Genomic DNA, 15,834 nt, shown 5'->3' on the forward strand with positions numbered 1-15,834 from the left:
CTCGGCGCATGGAACGGGACGCCGAAGGGAAGCTGCTCCGGTTCAGGACGCCCGTGGGAGAGCGGTTCTGGCGGGAGTACGGCGTCCCGCTGGGGTTCGTGCTGACGGCCCTGCTCTGCCTGGCGCTCCTGGTCGGCGGGTTCTCGACCGACTCGCTGGTGGTCGCGGCGCTGTTCGTCGGCCTGTCGGCCGGGGCGGTGCTGGCCGGACTCGCCGTCTACAACGTCGTGGTCGTCGCACTGCTGCTGTCGCGACGGTGAGACGGCGGTCGCCGACCGCCGTCTCACCGCGACTAGCGACGTCACCGCCGCAAGCGAGTTCGCCACCACGACCACCGCACCTTTTATCAGGTAGCTCCCGCTACGGTATTGTACTATGTCGAGTCACGGCCTCGCCACCGAGGCTACCGAGGATAGAGTAAGTCGCCAGTCGGCGGCTGGTCGAGAAATTCTCGGCCGAGCCAACCGCTACTTCTGAGTCCGAAGACGGCGTCGCGGTGACCGTCGCGGGACGAACCCACGAACTCACCAGAGCCGAGGCCGACCAGTTACGCGCGGCGCTCGGCGACGCGCTGACCGAGCGCCGAGAGTTCTTCCGAACGGTCGGCGAACACCGCGAGAACGGGAGTTACGTCGTCGCGCGCAGGCGTGCGAACTCCTCGGGCCACCGGAAGGTGTTCGAGAGCTTCGACGCGCTGCGTCGGCTCTACGACCGCCTCCCGCGGGAGTTCGCCGCCGAGGACGTCGGGCGGACCGGCCTCACCGGCGGTCGCCGCCACGTGCTGGTCCACCACTTCGCCGAACATCCGGCCTTCGACTGCGAGTTGGTCAAGCGCCAACCCTTGACCGCCCGCAAGCGGTCGGACGAAGGTCCGGAGGACGAAGAACGCCGCGGAGACGGGAACGGAGGTGACACCGGAGACTGACGCCGCCGACCGAACGCTTTTCGCCGACGCCTCCGATGCGTGTCGCATGACCCGAACGCGACCATCGACGTTCTCCATCGTCGCGCGCGACCCCGAAACCGAGGCGGTCGGCGTCGCCGTCCAGTCGAAGTTCGTCAGCGTCGGGTCGGTCGTCCCCTTCGCGGCGGCCGACGCGGGCGCGATAGCCACCCAGAGCTTCGCCAACGTCGCCTACGGCCCGGACGGACTCGACCTCCTTCGGGCGGGGAAGTCGGCCGAGGCGATCGTCGCGGAACTGACCGACGACGACCCCGAATCGGCCAGCCGACAGGTCGGCGTCGTCGGCAGCGACGGCTCCGTGGCGGCGTTCACGGGCGCGGAGTGCTTTGAGTTCGCCGACGACTCGCAGGGCGAGAACTACACGGTCCAGGGCAACATCCTCGAGAATCGCGAAACCCTGGAGGCGATGGAAGCCGCCTTCGAGGAAACCGAAGGCGGCCTCCCCGAGCGACTCATCGCGGCCCTGCACGCGGGCAACGACGCGGGCGGCGACAAGCGCGGCGAGCAGAGCGCGGCGCTCTACGTCGTCAAGCCTGAGGGCGGCTACGACGGCAAGAACGACCGGTGGATAGACGTGCGAGTCGACGACCACGAGACGCCCATTGAGGAACTGGAGCGGGTGTTCAAGATCTACGACGTGACCTTGCTCGAACGCGAGGAACCCGACGAGTGCCGGGAACTGTCGGGCGAAACCGCCGCGGCAGTTCGGGAGACGCTGGCCGACCTCGGGATGTACGACGAGACGCAGGACGGAAGCGGGCACGGAGCCACGGACGACGACGGAGACGGCGAAATCGCCCCCGACTCGCCGAACGCGCCCGACGCGTCGGGCGCGTTCGGCGAGTCGGACCGCGACGCCCTGGAGGCGTTTCGCGGGATGAACAACTTCGAGAACCACGACCTCGCGGTGCTGGAGGACGCGCTGGCCCGCGGGTGGGACGACGCCAAGGGGTCGGGCGAGGAGCGACTGGTCGACGCCATCTGGCACGGCCTCTCGCGACTCGACCGGAAGTGAGGGCGGTCGGCGCGCGGCGACGCGCTTCGCGTCGCCGCGCGCCGACATCGGTCCCACCGGACTCATTATTCGCGGCCCCGAAGACCGAAGTATGCGAGACGAGGAAGAGATCCGCGAGCAGTACGAGTTCCTCAGCGAGCACCTCGACAGCGACGAGATGCGCCACGAGGGCGTCAGGCAGATGTTCACGTACTACAAGCGGGCACTCGGATGGGTGCTCGAAGAGGAGCACATGTGAACCGGCGACTCCGCTGACGAATTTTTACCGTACGATCCTCTAGGTGTCGTTTCTGTCGGATATCCGGCACGGATCTCCGTCGCCGGTAGCTTTAAGGTGTTATGGTGACATGGTGTAATTGACGCTTCGCTTGGAGGGCCGAAGCGTCAGCGGGGACCAATTCAGGGCGGCAAGCGGTTCGCGGGGCTTTTTCACCCCCGCGTGTTCCGCTTCCTTTTGACGCAAACTACGTTCGCGAGCGAAGCGCTCGTCGCGCGCTCGAACGACGGTCGCCGAACTACTCGCCGGAGCAAGTTCTACGGATTAGCCGATATAGCTCGGAAAACACGACCGCCGAGCGACGGCTGGCGCTCGACTACTCGATCTGGAGCGTCCCGTCCGACGCAGACCCGCCCGAGGCGTCGCCCTCGTCCCACTCCAGTTCGAACTCCACGCTGAGTTCGGCCGGCCCGCCGCCGCCCGACGTCTCGCGTTCCGCCTTCACCTCGAAGGTAGGTTCCGCGGGTGGTGCGAGCGTCACCGACTGGTCGCCGGCCGAGAGGGTGATGTCCCCGCCCGATTCCAGTTTCTCCGCGACGGCTCGCAGGTACGCGGCGACTTCGCTCCGGGACTGGCGGTGCTCCGTCTTGAACAGCACTTCCTCTGGCATGAGCAAAGAGATGCTTCGTAGACCCTTAAGGACGCCGCCACCTCCGCCCCGACCGCGCGTCGCCTCGCCACGACGTGACGTCGGCCGGAAAGGACGCGAGGGGGACTTACGAATCGCGGCGAGACGGCGGAAAGACGCTCGAAGACGGAAAGACGATGGGCCGTTATCTTCAATTCGATAGAAAATGTACCTCGTACGTCACCGATGCACGACCTGACAGGATTCCAGCGCGACCTGCTGTACGTCATCGCGGGGTTGGACGAACCGCACGGACTCGCCATCAAAGACGAACTGGAGTCGTACTACGAGAAAGAAATCCACCACGGCCGCCTCTACCCCAACCTCGACACCCTCGTCGACAAAGGCCTCATCGAGAAGGGCCAGCGCGACCGCCGGACCAACTACTACACGCTGACCCGGCGAGGGACGCGCGAAATCGAGGCCCGCCGCGAGTGGGAGGCACAGTACGTCGATTTGAGCGTCGAGGCCTGAGGACGCCTTCGGTCGGATGGTGAGTTCCCGGACCGCGACGGCGCTGGTCGGAGCGGCGGTAAGCCTCGCGGTTACGTTCGTCGCGTGGTACTATTTTGGCACGCCGTTCGTGTTCTTCGTCGTCCCGTTCGTCCCCTTCCTGTTCCGGCGTCGAACCCGGAGCGACCGACGGCGAGCGGACGGGCGCGACGGGGCGCGGTCCGGCGCGCCCGGGGCGGAAAGCGCGGGCGTGCGGGAGTGTCCTCGGTGCGGATTTCGGACGCGAAACGAGGAGTACACGCACTGTCCGCGCGACGGAACGGCGCTGCGTTCGGCGGATTCCTAGCGCTCCGGCGGCTCCGTCGGCACCCCGTCGTCCTCGCCCGTCCCTCCGTCTCTCCCGCCGCCGTCGACCTCCCGACCGCCGTCGGGGGCGCTGTCGACCCCGCCCGGCGCTGTCGTCGCGTCCTCCGCGTCCGCGGGCGCGTCCACGACCGGTTGCGGGTCGCTGAAGAGGTACGTCGGGTCGACCGCCCACGGCCGGATGGGTTCGCCCGCGACGAGTTCGGGCAGCACGATGCGGACGAAGTGGACGACCAGCACGAGCACCATCGGTCCGAGGAAGATGCCGTACCAGCCGAACAGGAGCGGACCGAAGATGTACGCCAGCATCACGAGGCCGACGTGGAGGTCCCGGCCCGAGACGTAGGGGCGCAACACGAGGTCCGGAATCGTGTCCACGACGACGAACGAGACGGCGGCGAACAGCGCCGGGAACCACAGCAGTTCCGGCGCGCCGAGCGTGGATTCGACGCCCAGATACGCCGCGACCGGGACGTAGACCAGTTTCATCCCGACGATGGGGATGAGGCTGGCCGCGCCCGCGAGCAGGCCGAGGAGCGTCGGATACGGGATGGCGATTCCCGGCGGCGCGACGAGGTTGAGCGTGTTGTACGCGGCCGCGCCGATGGTCCCCGTCATCAGCGCGTTCAGGATGTTGCCGAAGAAGATGCTGTTGAAGTCGCGGTCGACCGACCGGGCGTACGCGCCCACGACGCCGCCGTCGTCGGCGAACTGCCGGCGGAAGAACCGCGAGAGCTTGTGGTCGTCCCGGAGGAGGTAGAACGCGATGGCGATCATCACGAACAGGTGGAGCGCGCCGGTCCCGATGAGACCGAGGTACTGGAGCGCCGACTCGCCGATGCTCCGAATCACCGCCGGGTCGGGGTTGGCGATCAGTTCCTCGGGGCTCTTGGCGAGTTCCGAGACGTCGACGTACGGTTGAATCGCAGCCTGGAGTCCGTTGATGTCGGTGTGCTTGGCGACCTTGCTGAACTCTTGGAGCGCGATGGCGCCGGTGTAGGTCATCAACAGCAACACCGGGAGCGCCAGCACCAGCAGCGCCGTGGCGGCCGCGACGCTCGGCGGCCCGACCCGGCGGCGCAACCGCCGGTACACCGGGCGGGTCGAGTAGTAGATGAAGACCCCGAAGACGAAGGTGCCGACGAACGAGTAGACGACGAACAGCACCGCCGCTCCCAGAACGGCGCCGAAGAGCCACCAGGCGATGCGCGAGCGGTCTACGTCCCAGCCGGCGACCATACGCCGAGACTGTATGCCCGGGACAAAAAGGTTCGTACACTGATGTCATTCGGGGCGGGCGGAGAGCGGCGCGAAAGCGGTGCCAGCGGCGAGCTACTTGCCGCTTGCGGGGTGGGATATTTAGTCTACGCACCCCTATCGTACGGATAGTGCAGGGAATCGCCGACTCGTTGGCCGCCGCGCCGCTGAACCACCAGGTCGTTCGCGTCGCCCTAGCGGGTGCGCTGGGACTGTTCCTCGGTCTCGAGCGCGAGTGGTCGCACAAGCCCGCCGGCATCCGAACGTTCACGCTCATCAGCCTGCTCGGTGCGATATTCACCATCCTCGACCGGGACGTGATGCTGCTGCTCGGTGGCCTGCTGGTCATCGTCCAGGGCATCCTGCTGGCGGTCCAGGGGCTGACCGCCGAGGACGAGGAGGAGGAGGGCCTGGCGCTCACGACATCGGTGTCGATGCTCGTTGCGTTCGGCGTCGGCGCGCTCGTCATGGAGGGCCACACCCTCGTCGGCGTCACCGTGGCGGTGCTGTCGTCGCTGCTGCTCGTGTTGAAACGCGAGCTACACAGCCTCGCGTGGGGGATGTCGCGCCAGGAACTCCGGTCGGCCGTGGAGTTCGCCATCCTCGCGTTCGTCATCTACCCGCTGTTGCCGAACGAGAAGCTCGCGTTCGGCATCGAACCGCGGGTCGTCTGGCTGATGGTGGTGACCGTCGCCGGCATCGGCATCGTCAACTACGCGGTCGTCGAATCCTACGGCGGCCGGGGCATCGCGGTCACGGGCTTCTTCGGCGGCCTGGCGTCCTCGACGGCGGTGGTCGGGACGATGCTCGACCACGTCCGCCAGCGCCCGGAGGCCGCCTCCTACGGCGTGGCGGCCATCCTGTTGGCCGACGCCGCGATGGCAGTCCGGAACCTCGGCATCGCGCTGGCGTTTACGTTCGGTAGCGACGTCCCCCTCCTCTGGGGTGCGCTGCTCCCACTTGGCGCGGTCATCCTCGGGAGCGTCGCCATCGCGGCCTACACCGCCGACTGGTCCCAGAACCTCGACATCGACCTCGAAAGTCCGTTCTCGCTTCGGAACGCCCTGGGCTTCGGCGCCATCTTCCTGCTGGTCATCGCGGGCGGCGCCTTCGCCCAGCAGCAGTTCGGTTCGGCGGGCTTCTACGTAAGTTCGCTGCTGTCGGGGCTGGTTTCGAGCGCGGGCACGACCTCCTCTGCGGTCCTGCTCTACCGGGGCGGAACCATCGACCAGCAGACCGCGGTCGTCGGCATCCTGCTGGCGACCGCCTCCTCCATCGCGGTGAAGGCGGCGCTCACCCTGTCGGCGTCGAATCGTCAGTTCTCCTACCGGGTCGCCGCGTGGAGCGTCGTGCTGTTAGCCGGGTCGGGCATCGCCGCGGTGCTCGCGGCGGTGTGACGGCGAAGGGCGATGCTCGGAGAACCGAGGAGGACGGTACTACCGGGGTCCGGCGCGCCGCGCGCCGGACCTCGGGCGCCGACGCCGACCGGGCGCTCGCAGGTATTGCCCGAACCACAACGAACGGTTTAAAACGCGAGTTTACATATCGGAATTCATGGACAGGGACACCGCGGAACCCACCGTGGAGGAGATGCCGGGGAAACGAGCGCGAGAGTGGTCCGACTATCACCACCAGTTCTCCGCGCCGAGCACCTACGTCTACGACTTCGTCTGGGACTACCTCGAGGAGGCGGAGGGACCGTTCTGCAAGGACGTCGACGGCAACGTCCTCTTGGACTTCACCAGTTACGTCGCGGCCGCCCCGCTGGGGTACAACAACCCCAAGATTATGGACAAACTGGCCGAATTCGACGCGGTCGACCCGACCAAGATCGCGGGCCAGGACTTCTACGCCGCCGGGGGCTGGCCGCCCGAGGACCCCGAGTTCCCCGGTCCCAGCCAGTTGATGGACCGACTGACCGACCTCACCGACCATTACGACATGGACACCGTCTTCCTCTGTAACTCGGGCGCGGAGGCGGTCGAGAACGCCATCAAGATCTGCTACGCGAGCGGCGGCCACCGCGCGTTCACCTTCGACGGCGCGTTCCACGGCCGCACCCTCGGCGCGCTCTCGCTCAACCGCTCGAAGCGGGTCCACCGCCAGGGTTACCCCGAAATCGGCGGCGTCGTCTCGCTGCCGTACCCCTCGACCGCCGAGGAGTACGAGGACAAGTGGCGGACCGACGGGCCGGGCGGCAACGTGCTGGCCGACAAGTTCGACAGCAGTCGGGGCATCCTCGACCCCGAGGAGGTCGCCTACGTCATCCTCGAACCGGTCCAGGGCGAAGGTGGCTACCGAACGCCCTACGACGGGTTCGTCGACGACCTCGCCGAAATCCGCGAGCAGTACGGCGTGAAGGTCATCAGCGACGAGATTCAGGCCGGACTCGGCCGGACCGGCGAGATGTGGGGCGTCGACCACCTCGACCTCGACCCCGACGTCATCACCGCCGCGAAGGGCCTGCGCGTCGGTGCGACCATCTCGCGGCGGGACGTCTTCCCCGAGGAGAAGGGCCGACTTTCCTCGACGTGGGGCGCGGGCGACGTCTTCGCCTCGCTCCAGGGCGCGCTCACCATCGACGCCATCGAAGAGTACGACCTGCTCGACAACGCCATCGAGCGCGGCCGCCAGATGACCGAACTCCTGGAGGACGCCGACCTCCCGAACGTCGAGGACGTCCGGGGTCGCGGCCTGATGCTCGCCGTGGAGTTCGACACCAAGGAACGCCGCGAGGCCGCGATGGAGGCCGCCAAGAAGCGCGGCCTGCTCACCCTCGGCTGCGGCTACAAGACGCTGCGCCTGCTCCCGCCGCTCGACGTGACCGAGCGCGAGATCGAGCTCGGCTTCTCGGTGTTCGCCGACGCCGTGGAAGACGTGGCGTAAGGGAGGTCCCGCGACGATTCGACCGCCGCACCGGGCGGTTCCTCGAATTTCACCGTCCGGCGAGACGGCGTGCGACGGACCACCTGAAGCGCTCGACCACCCCAACCACCGGGAGCGCCCGGTGAGACGAACTACCGGAAGCGCCCGGTGACACGGATACTTCGCATCGGCAGTAGCTAGCTTCTCGTGACTCACCTCGTGTCGAACGGTTCGGTCACTTCCGTACTCTCGGAGCGTTCAGTCACCGCCACGCTCTCGAACGGTTCCGTCGCTCGCTCACCGCTCTCCGCAGAAACACCTCGGAACCCCAAGAGATTGATAAAAGGCCGGGACGACTCTCGGCGTATGCCCTACGAACTCAGCGACTCGCTCGCCGAGGACCCCTCGCCGGTCGCCCGACTGCTCTCCGTCGTCCGAACCCCGTACGCCGGCGCGCTGGGCATCCTGACCGTCCTCGCGGTGGTCGCGCTTCCCCACCCGCTTCCCGACTACCCGACCGCGGCGTACGCCGCGGTCGGGGTCGCGGAGGGCGTCGGGTTGGCCGTCGCGGCCGAGAACCTGGTCTTCAGGCCGACGCGCCGGTTCGACCTCCGGCGGGCGGTCAGGAAGACGGCCGCCGTCGCGGCCGCGACGGCGGCGTTCGTCGGCGCCATGGTCGCGCTCGGCGTCGAACTCGGTATCCGGGACTGGACGTTGCTAGGCGGGTTCGCGGTGTCGGTGCCTGCGGCGCTGGCCGGCATCGACTACCTGAAGGCGCGCGTCCGGCGGAACCTCCGGGTACGCGAATCGTCGACGTAGCTCCGCGCGCCGAGCCGACGTCAATCTCTTTCGCGCCACTCCTCGCGGAGAAGTCCGTACTGGACCATGTCGCGGTGTTCGCCGTCGACGAACATGTACTTGCGCCGCCGGCCCTCCTCGACGAATCCGAGCGACTCCAGCAGACCGCGCGACGCGTCGTTGAAGTCGTACGCCTCCGCGCCCACGGCGGGAGTGTCGTACTCCCGGAAGGCGTAGTCGACCGCGAGCGAGACGGCCTCTGCGCCGTAGCCCTCGCCGTGAACGTCCGGAACGAGCCAGTAGCCGAGTTCGGGACGTTTGTAGTCGGCGTCGTCGACGTTCACCTGGCCGATTCGAGTCACGTCCTCCTCGGCGGGTCGGCCGGGACCGACGTCGTCGGCTTCGAGGCAGACGAGGAACCGGTCGTCGTCCGACTCCTCGCGGTGGCGCTCCAGTTCTGCTCGGCTCATCACCGGGTTGCCCATCGGGTAGCGAACGTCGGGGTTCGCCAGCGCGCGCTGGACGAACGAGTCGTCCTCGCTCTCGACCGTCCGGAGCGAGACTCGCTCGCCGCGCGCGACACGTGCTCCTGGCATCGTCGTAGTCGGAGTGTGGGCGGACTCGACAAGACGTTTTCCCCCGAGCCGCCGGAGCGTTCTGGCGAACGGCCGACGGGGTGCTCCGGCGGTATCTCCGGTAGCGTGACCCTTTAGTCGGCGCGCGACTCCCCTCACGGTATGAGTCAACTCGCGGCACGCGAACCCGAGGTGCGGAGCTTCGAGGCGACCGTCGCCGACATCGACGGCCGCGCGGTCACCCTGGACGAGTCGTACTTCTACGCCGAGAGCGGCGGGCAACCCGCCGACCGCGGCAACCTCGGCGGCGTGGCGGTCGAGCACGTCGAGAAGGGCGACGACGGCGAGGTCGTCCACCACCTCGCCGCCGACCCCGACTTCGAGGCGGGCGAGACGGTCCGGGCGCAAATCGACGACGACTTCCGAACTTACACGATGCGGGCCCACACCGCCAGCCACGTCCTCTACGGAGCGGGGCGGAAGCTCCTGGACGACCTCGGCTACGGCGGGTTCGGCATCGACGAGCGGAAGGTCCGGGTCGACTTCACCACCACGACCGACATCGACGACGAGACGCTCGTGGAACTCGAACGCCTCGTCAACCGGGCGGTCTGGGACTCGCTGGACGTGACCTGGGAGGACGTTTCCGAGCAGGAAGCCCGCGAGCGCGAGGAGGTCGCGTTCAACACCAAGACCGAGGAGGGCGTGATGAGCGAGTCCGACGCGGTCCGAGTCGTCACCGTCGACGACTGGGACTGGGCGGCCTGCGGGGGAACTCATGTCTCGAACACCAGCGAAATCGGCCCCGTGACGGTTCTGGACCGCTCGAACCCCGGCGAGGGGATGACCCGCGTCGAGTTCGCGGTCGGCCCGGCGGCCATCCGTCGGCGGGCCGCCGACGCCAGAGCCGCCCGCGAGGCTGCCAGAACGCTCGACGTGGGCGTGGCCGACCTTCCCGAGGCCGCCGACCGCGTCAGCGCCGACGTCGAGGAACTCCAGTCGGACCTCGCCGACGCCAAGGAGGAGGTGCTCGCGGCCCGCCTCGCCGACCTGGGCGACGACCCCGTCGAACGCGACGGCGGCGAGTGGTTGGTCGGAACCGTCTTGGGGTTCGGGCCGAACGAGGTCGCCGACCGCGCCAGAGAACTCGCTGGCGACGCGGCCGACGCGGTGGTGCTGGCCGGCGAGGACGGTGCGACCTTCGTGGTCGCCGCTACGTCTGGGACGCCCGAGGCGGGCGAGGTCGTCGACGAGGTGACCGACGCCTTCGGCGGTGGCGGCGGCGGGTCCCCGACGTTCGCCCAAGGTGGGGGCCTGAACGCCGCGCCGGAGGAGGTCGTGGCTTTCTTGCGAGAGTAGAGGGTCTGTAGTTTCTGCGTTTTCGACGAACTACTGGAACCGACAACGATCAAAGCGATAACCGCCTCAAAATCCCCCGTCCTCTCACTACTCGCGACAGCACCGACAGCGAGGGAGAACGTCTCGAAAGCCCCACCCTGTCGGTTGCTTGACCGAGCGTTTCCGATAGATTGGCACGTCGGCCGTTCCTGTCCGAATTCAACCTCCGGCGCGCGCAGGCGCGACCTCGTGTCGCGCCCTTCCGTGCGAGGGATGACTGAGCGCCTGGAAGGCGCGAAGGAGTCGGTTGGGGAGGTGTGTGGCCTGCGTCTGCGCGAGCGGAGCGAGTGCAGGCTCGTCGGACCTTCGGTCCGACGGCGGTCGCGGTGCGGTTCCTCATTTGTGGAGTGTAAGTGGCGGTCGCAGTCGCAGTCGCGTTCTCATCGTCATTGCGCGAGTGACGGCCACAGTCGCAACCATACGAACGATTTCCGCAAACGGTACCCCCACCGCCGAACCCGAAAGAGGCAACTTTTTCCACCCAGTCGCCGAATTTCCGGGCAAGCATGAACCTCTCCGACGAGCAGCGAGCCATTCGGGACGTGGTCCGGGAGTTCGCCGTCAACGAGATTCGGCCGACCGCCGAGGACGCCGACCGCGAGCAGTCGTTCCCCGAGGAGGTGTGGGACGGCCTCGCCGAACTCGACATGACCAGCCTCACGGTGCCCGAGGAGTACGGCGGCCTCGACGTCGACCGACTGACTTACAGCATCGTCAACGAGGAGGTCGCCTACGGGATGCTCTCCGTGGCGACCGCGATGTCGGTCCACTCGCTGGCGACCTCCTGCATCGCGGAGTTCGGCGACGACGACCAGAAGGAGCGCTGGCTCCCCGACATGGCCGAGGGTCGGCCGGTCGGCGCGTTCGCGCTCTCGGAACCCCAGGCCGGGTCGAACCCCGCCGAGATGACCACCGAGGCCCGCCGGGAGGGCGACGAGTACGTGATAAACGGCAAGAAGCAGTGGATCACCAACGGCCAGCGCGCCGGCGTCGTGGTGCTGTTCGCCAAGACCGACCGCGAGGACCCCCGCTCCATCACCCAGTTCGTCGTCCCGAAGGACGTCGATGGATTGGAGGTCGGCAAGAAGGAGGCCAAACTCGGCCTGCGCGCGAGCGACACTACCTCGCTCATCTTCGACGACGTGCGCATCCCCGTCGAGAACCGCCTCACCGAGGAGGGCAAGGGACTTTCGGCGGCGTTCCACATCCTGACCGGCGGGCGCATCGGCATCGCCTCCCAGTCGGTGGGCCTCGCCCAGTCGGCGCTCGACGAGGCCCTGGCGTACGCCCAGGACCGCGAGCAGTTCGACAAGCCCATCTCGGAGATCCAGACCATCCGGCACAAACTCGCCGACATGCAGACCCAGACCCAGGCCGCCCGCCTGCTGACCCGCGACGCCGCTCGGAAGGACGACGAGGGCGGTGACGTCGAACTCGCCGCGAGCACCGCGAAGTACTTCGCCAGCGAGGCCGCGGTCGACGTGACCAACGAGGCGGTCCAGATCCACGGCGGCTACGGCTACACCACCGACTTCGACGTCGAGCGGATGTACCGCGACTCGAAGATCACCACCATCTACGAGGGGACCAGCGAGATACAGAAGAAGGTCATCGCGCGGAACCTGTTGGAGTAGTTCGATTTATCACCACGTTTATCTCAGCCGCCCGAATAGAAGCGACCAGCGATGGCCGTATCCGAATCCGCGAGACTCGTCGCGTTCGACGCCGATTCGGCGCTCGCGGCGGTCCGCGAGGTGACCGACGACGCGGTCCTGCTATCTGTCGAGTACACGCCCGAGGAGTTCCACGTCCTCCACGCCGACGAGGTGACCCTCTCGCTGTACGCCGACCGCGAGGCGATGGAAGACCACTTCTCGGAGGTCCACTCGTACGTTCACGTCGACTTCACCGAGAAGGGACTGTTCGAGGAACTGTTCCGGGGCGCGGGCGAGGTCCGCTCGTTCGTCACCGTGATGGAGCACGTGATTTTGGTTCGGGTGCTGGTCGACGGCGAGGGCATCTTCTTCACGCTCGCGCCGGACGCCGACGTCACCGCCACGGTGGAAGCCGTCGAGGCCGAACTCCGGTGAGGCCACCGACACGCCTAATTTGGCGCTCCGCATACCGCCGAGCGTGACCCGAGACGACGCCGCCGGAGGCGACGCCGCAACGACGCCGAACTCGACGACCGCAGACGATTCTCTCGCGGCCGTGGTGTACGACCTCGACGGGACCGTGGTCCGCCTCGCGGTCGACTGGAACGACGTCGAGCGTAGACTGGCCGCGCTGCTTGACGAGGAGGGCGTGGACGCCGGCCCGCTGGACGCGTGGGAGTTGCTGAGTGCCGCCGAGGAGGCCGGCGTCGGCGACGAGGCCGACGAACTCATCGCCGCCGCGGAGCGGGACGGCGCGCGGGCCTCCGAGCGCCTCCCGTTGGCCGACGAACTGCTCGCCCGCGAGGTGCCGGTCGGCGTCTGCTCGCTCAACCACGAGGACGCGGTCCACATCGCGCTCCAAGAACACGGCCTCACCGGCGCGGTCGACAGCGTCGTCGGCCGGGGAACCGTCCCCGAGCGGAAACCCCACCCGCGGGCGCTACTGGCGGCGGTCGAGGAACTCGGCGTCGACCCCCAGGACGTGCTCTTCGTCGGCGATTCGGCGAGTGACGAGGAGACGGCCGACCGGGCGGGAACGCGGTTCGAGTGGGTCTGAGCGCCCGCACGGCCGACTCGCGGGTCGGCCGTGCGGGCGAACGCCGACTCCGTTCGTCCGACGCGTTTTCGACGCCTACCGCAGACCCAGCACCGTCCCGAACGTCCCCACGAACAGCGCGAGGAACATGATGGGAATCCCCAGGTCGAACAGGCCGCCCCACGACTCCTGGACCGCCGCGGAGAGTTCCAGCACGCCGCCGAAGAGCATGAGGAGCAGTGCGAAGCGTTGGAGGGCGCCGGCGTCCATCGTTACGGTTGAAGTTCCTGACGGCGAACTAAACCGTTTCGTTTTAACTCGCCAACAGGAATTCGGGCGAGCGCACACCGCTCCGCTTCGCTACTCCGCCTGGTGGCGACGCGCGTAGAGGAACACCGAGACGGCGACGACGAACCAGACGAGCGCGCCGACCCGCACCGCGAACGAAACCCGCGACTCCCAGGTCGGGAGCGGGACGCCCGTGGCCCACGCTATCGCGGCGACGACGGGCGCGCCGACGAGGATGGTGACGACGAACGTGACCTGCATCACCCACCCGTAGTCGACGCCCTCGGGGTCGTGCGTCTCGACCGGCTGTGGCACGTCTCGAAGGGTGGCCCCGCGGGGCTTAAGCCTTGTAGATTCGACGTGCGTCGAACGTTGGTGCGTCGAAAACCGAACACGTTTACTTGCCCGCGGGACCGAACTATCGTATGGCAACGACTGTCCAGGACCTCGCGGAGATGGCCGGCGAGGAGCGCATCACGATGCTGACCGCCTACGACGCGCCGACGGCCGAAATCGTCGACGAGGCGGGCGTGGACGTCATTCTGGTCGGCGACAGCATGGGCAACGCCGTGCTGGGCTACGACTCGACGCTCCCGGTGACGGTCGAGGAGATGCGGAGCCGGACCGCGGCGGTCGCCCGCGCGACCGACGACGCGCTGGTCGTCGCCGACATGCCCTTCCTGAGTTACGGTGCCGACCCGGACGAGGCCGTCGAGAACTGCGGGAAGATGCTGAAGGAGGCCGAGGCGAACGCCATCAAACTGGAGAGCGGGCCCCACACCGTCGACCTCACCGACCGTCTGGTCGACATCGGCGTGCCGGTGATAGCCCACCTCGGACTCACGCCCCAGCGGTACAACCAACTCGGCGGCTACTTCCGGCAGGGCACCGACGAAGAGAGCGCGAGCGAGATGCTCGAGCTCGCGAAAGCCCACGAGGAAGCCGGGGCGTTCGCGCTCGTGCTCGAACACGTCCCCTCGAACGTCGCCGCCCAGATCACCGACGCCATCGACATCCCGACCATCGGCATCGGCGCGGGGCCGGACACCGACGGTCAGGTGCTCGTGCTCAACGACGTGTTCGGGCTGAGCGACCGGAGCCCGTACTTCTCCGAGCAGTTCGGCGACGTGAGAGCCGAGATGGAACGAGCCGTTTCGGGATACCTGGAGGCGGTCGAGGACGGCGAATTCCCGGCCGAGGAACACAGCTACAGCGAAGACGAGATAGACGACATCTACTGAGCGGCGCTCAGACTCCTTTTTCGTCCAGGAACGAACGCACCGCGTCGTTGAACGCCTCGGGCGTTTCGAGCATGGCGAGGTGGGCGGCGTCCGGAATCTCGCGATACTCGCAGTCCGGAATCTCCTCGGCCAGGTACTCGTGGTACTCCGGCGGGGTGAGTCGGTCGTGCTCGCCGGCGAGAGCGAGCGTCGGCACCGAAATCCGGTCGAGGCGGTCGCGGAGGTCGAACTCGTGGCAGGTCCGGAAGTCCCGGGAGGTGACCCGGCGGCCGACCCGCTCCATCGCCGCCATCGAGAGCCGTCGGTAGCGCGGGTCGGCGTCGTGGAACAGCCGGTCGGGTTCGTGGAGGAACTCGACCGCCCGGTCGAAGTCCCCGTCCAGCCACTCCAGCAGGTCGGCCAGCACCGGGAGTTTCGCGCCCGTGCCGGCCAGCACGAGGCCGTCGAGGTCGTGGTCGCGCTCGGCGGCCAGTCGCATGGCGACCGCACCGCCCAGCGAGTTGCCCACGAGGACGCCCGCGTCGGTTTCCCGGGCGACCGCCAGCACGTCGTCGGCGTAGGCCGAAATCGACTCCCACCCGGCGTCGGCGTCGAAGTCCTCGGAGTCGCCGTGACCGCTCAGGTCGAGCGCGGCGACCGGGCGGCGGCTCGCCAGGCGGCCGAGTTGGGCCTTCCAGACCTCGTGGGTTCCCCCCCGACCCGTGGACGCAGAGCAGCGGTCGCCCCCTCGCCGCCGCGGTCGGCGACCCTGTAGGCTGTCGTCCGACCGTGATGTGTCACCATCTCCATATCCTACGCGTTCGCGTGCGCGGAGTAACAAACCTCCGGTGCTCGTCGGTGCTCGGACTGCTCCGGTGCGCTTCGGTGTTCGGAAGGCCGAATCGGCGGCGGGCGACGCTCCGCGAGCGTCGCCCGCCGAGTTCTCCCACGGAGTTCCGCCCACGGAGTTCCGCCCGCCGACTGTCAAAGTCGGCGACGGGAGCCCGGGACCGCAATTCAGCCGTTCGAATAGCACCCCGAC

At 67.9% G+C, this 15,834-nt stretch carries 18 protein-coding genes and 1 pseudogene; 13 read left to right on the forward strand and 6 right to left on the reverse strand.

Features of this window, described 5'->3' with window-relative positions:
• The first annotated feature begins 8 nt into the window (after nucleotides 1-8).
• From NGM07_RS05890 to NGM07_RS05905, 4 genes are all read left to right on the forward strand, one after another.
• Complete coding sequence (locus tag NGM07_RS05890) at nucleotides 9-260, forward strand: hypothetical protein (RefSeq protein ID WP_253518295.1); 252 nt, start codon at nucleotides 9-11, stop codon at nucleotides 258-260.
• Between the two features lie 236 nt (nucleotides 261-496).
• The gene (locus NGM07_RS05895; RefSeq protein ID WP_253518298.1) at nucleotides 497-925 is read left to right on the forward strand and encodes a DUF7528 family protein; all 429 of its coding nucleotides are present in this window, start codon (nucleotides 497-499) and stop codon (nucleotides 923-925) included.
• A 46-nt stretch (nucleotides 926-971) separates the two neighbouring features.
• Nucleotides 972-1,979 (forward strand): DUF1028 domain-containing protein, encoded by a 1,008-nt coding sequence (locus NGM07_RS05900; protein ID WP_253518301.1) that lies wholly within the window; start codon nucleotides 972-974, stop codon nucleotides 1,977-1,979.
• A gap of 91 nt (nucleotides 1,980-2,070) precedes the next feature.
• Nucleotides 2,071-2,217: a DUF8555 family protein gene (locus NGM07_RS05905; RefSeq protein WP_253518304.1), complete on the forward strand. Its 147-nt coding sequence runs from the start codon at nucleotides 2,071-2,073 to the stop codon at nucleotides 2,215-2,217.
• A 355-nt stretch (nucleotides 2,218-2,572) separates the two neighbouring features.
• Here the strand turns inward: NGM07_RS05905 and NGM07_RS05910 are convergent, their stop codons facing one another.
• The gene (locus tag NGM07_RS05910) at nucleotides 2,573-2,866 is read right to left on the reverse strand and encodes an amphi-Trp domain-containing protein (protein WP_253518306.1); all 294 of its coding nucleotides are present in this window, start codon (nucleotides 2,864-2,866) and stop codon (nucleotides 2,573-2,575) included.
• 204 nt (nucleotides 2,867-3,070) lie between these two features.
• Here NGM07_RS05910 and NGM07_RS05915 point away from each other — a divergent pair, with 204 nt between their 5' ends.
• Nucleotides 3,071-3,358, forward strand: coding sequence for a helix-turn-helix transcriptional regulator (locus NGM07_RS05915; protein ID WP_253518309.1), 288 nt, complete (start codon nucleotides 3,071-3,073; stop codon nucleotides 3,356-3,358).
• Between the two features lie 321 nt (nucleotides 3,359-3,679).
• On the opposite strand, the gene NGM07_RS05920 is transcribed toward NGM07_RS05915, so the two are convergent.
• Nucleotides 3,680-4,939 (reverse strand): AI-2E family transporter, encoded by a 1,260-nt coding sequence (locus tag NGM07_RS05920; protein ID WP_253518312.1) that lies wholly within the window; start codon nucleotides 4,937-4,939, stop codon nucleotides 3,680-3,682.
• 149 nt (nucleotides 4,940-5,088) lie between these two features.
• On the opposite strand from NGM07_RS05920, the gene NGM07_RS05925 reads away from it, so the two are divergent.
• The 3 genes from NGM07_RS05925 (at nucleotide 5,089) to NGM07_RS05935 (ending at nucleotide 8,641) form a co-directional block, all read left to right on the forward strand.
• The gene (locus NGM07_RS05925; RefSeq protein WP_253518315.1) at nucleotides 5,089-6,354 is read left to right on the forward strand and encodes an MgtC/SapB family protein; all 1,266 of its coding nucleotides are present in this window, start codon (nucleotides 5,089-5,091) and stop codon (nucleotides 6,352-6,354) included.
• Between the two features lie 157 nt (nucleotides 6,355-6,511).
• Nucleotides 6,512-7,843: a class-III pyridoxal-phosphate-dependent aminotransferase gene (locus tag NGM07_RS05930; protein ID WP_253518318.1), complete on the forward strand. Its 1,332-nt coding sequence runs from the start codon at nucleotides 6,512-6,514 to the stop codon at nucleotides 7,841-7,843.
• Nucleotides 7,844-8,188: 345 nt separating this feature from the next.
• Nucleotides 8,189-8,641: a hypothetical protein gene (locus tag NGM07_RS05935; RefSeq protein WP_253518321.1), complete on the forward strand. Its 453-nt coding sequence runs from the start codon at nucleotides 8,189-8,191 to the stop codon at nucleotides 8,639-8,641.
• Between the two features lie 20 nt (nucleotides 8,642-8,661).
• Here NGM07_RS05935 and NGM07_RS05940 read toward each other — a convergent pair whose 3' ends face one another.
• Complete coding sequence (locus NGM07_RS05940; RefSeq protein ID WP_253518323.1) at nucleotides 8,662-9,216, reverse strand: GNAT family N-acetyltransferase; 555 nt, start codon at nucleotides 9,214-9,216, stop codon at nucleotides 8,662-8,664.
• A gap of 141 nt (nucleotides 9,217-9,357) precedes the next feature.
• On the opposite strand from NGM07_RS05940, the gene NGM07_RS05945 reads away from it, so the two are divergent.
• The 4 genes from NGM07_RS05945 to NGM07_RS05960 all read left to right on the forward strand — a co-directional run bounded on the left by NGM07_RS05945 (nucleotide 9,358) and on the right by NGM07_RS05960 (nucleotide 13,305).
• A complete protein-coding gene (locus NGM07_RS05945; RefSeq protein ID WP_253518325.1) occupies nucleotides 9,358-10,554 on the forward strand; it encodes an alanine--tRNA ligase-related protein in 1,197 nt (398 codons plus the stop codon).
• Between the two features lie 545 nt (nucleotides 10,555-11,099).
• Entirely contained in the window at nucleotides 11,100-12,227 is a 1,128-nt protein-coding gene (locus tag NGM07_RS05950; RefSeq protein WP_253518327.1) for an acyl-CoA dehydrogenase family protein, read from the forward strand.
• Nucleotides 12,228-12,278: 51 nt separating this feature from the next.
• Complete coding sequence (locus NGM07_RS05955) at nucleotides 12,279-12,683, forward strand: hypothetical protein (protein WP_253518329.1); 405 nt, start codon at nucleotides 12,279-12,281, stop codon at nucleotides 12,681-12,683.
• Nucleotides 12,684-12,804: 121 nt separating this feature from the next.
• A complete protein-coding gene (locus NGM07_RS05960) occupies nucleotides 12,805-13,305 on the forward strand; it encodes an HAD family hydrolase (RefSeq protein WP_253520157.1) in 501 nt (166 codons plus the stop codon).
• Nucleotides 13,306-13,380: 75 nt separating this feature from the next.
• Here NGM07_RS05960 and NGM07_RS05965 read toward each other — a convergent pair whose 3' ends face one another.
• Entirely contained in the window at nucleotides 13,381-13,554 is a 174-nt protein-coding gene (locus tag NGM07_RS05965) for a hypothetical protein (RefSeq protein WP_253518331.1), read from the reverse strand.
• A 90-nt stretch (nucleotides 13,555-13,644) separates the two neighbouring features.
• Entirely contained in the window at nucleotides 13,645-13,887 is a 243-nt protein-coding gene (locus tag NGM07_RS05970) for a DUF5822 domain-containing protein (RefSeq protein ID WP_253518333.1), read from the reverse strand.
• A gap of 110 nt (nucleotides 13,888-13,997) precedes the next feature.
• Between NGM07_RS05970 and panB the strand changes: the two genes are divergently transcribed.
• Complete coding sequence (gene panB / locus NGM07_RS05975; protein WP_253518335.1) at nucleotides 13,998-14,813, forward strand: 3-methyl-2-oxobutanoate hydroxymethyltransferase; 816 nt, start codon at nucleotides 13,998-14,000, stop codon at nucleotides 14,811-14,813.
• A 7-nt stretch (nucleotides 14,814-14,820) separates the two neighbouring features.
• On the opposite strand, the pseudogene NGM07_RS05980 reads toward panB, so the two are convergent.
• Nucleotides 14,821-15,602: pseudogene (locus tag NGM07_RS05980) on the reverse strand (alpha/beta fold hydrolase).
• Between the last annotated feature and the right edge of the window lie 232 nt (nucleotides 15,603-15,834).

The sequence above is a fragment of the Halorussus vallis genome (assembly GCF_024138165.1).
Lineage (GTDB): Archaea > Halobacteriota > Halobacteria > Halobacteriales > Haladaptataceae > Halorussus > Halorussus vallis.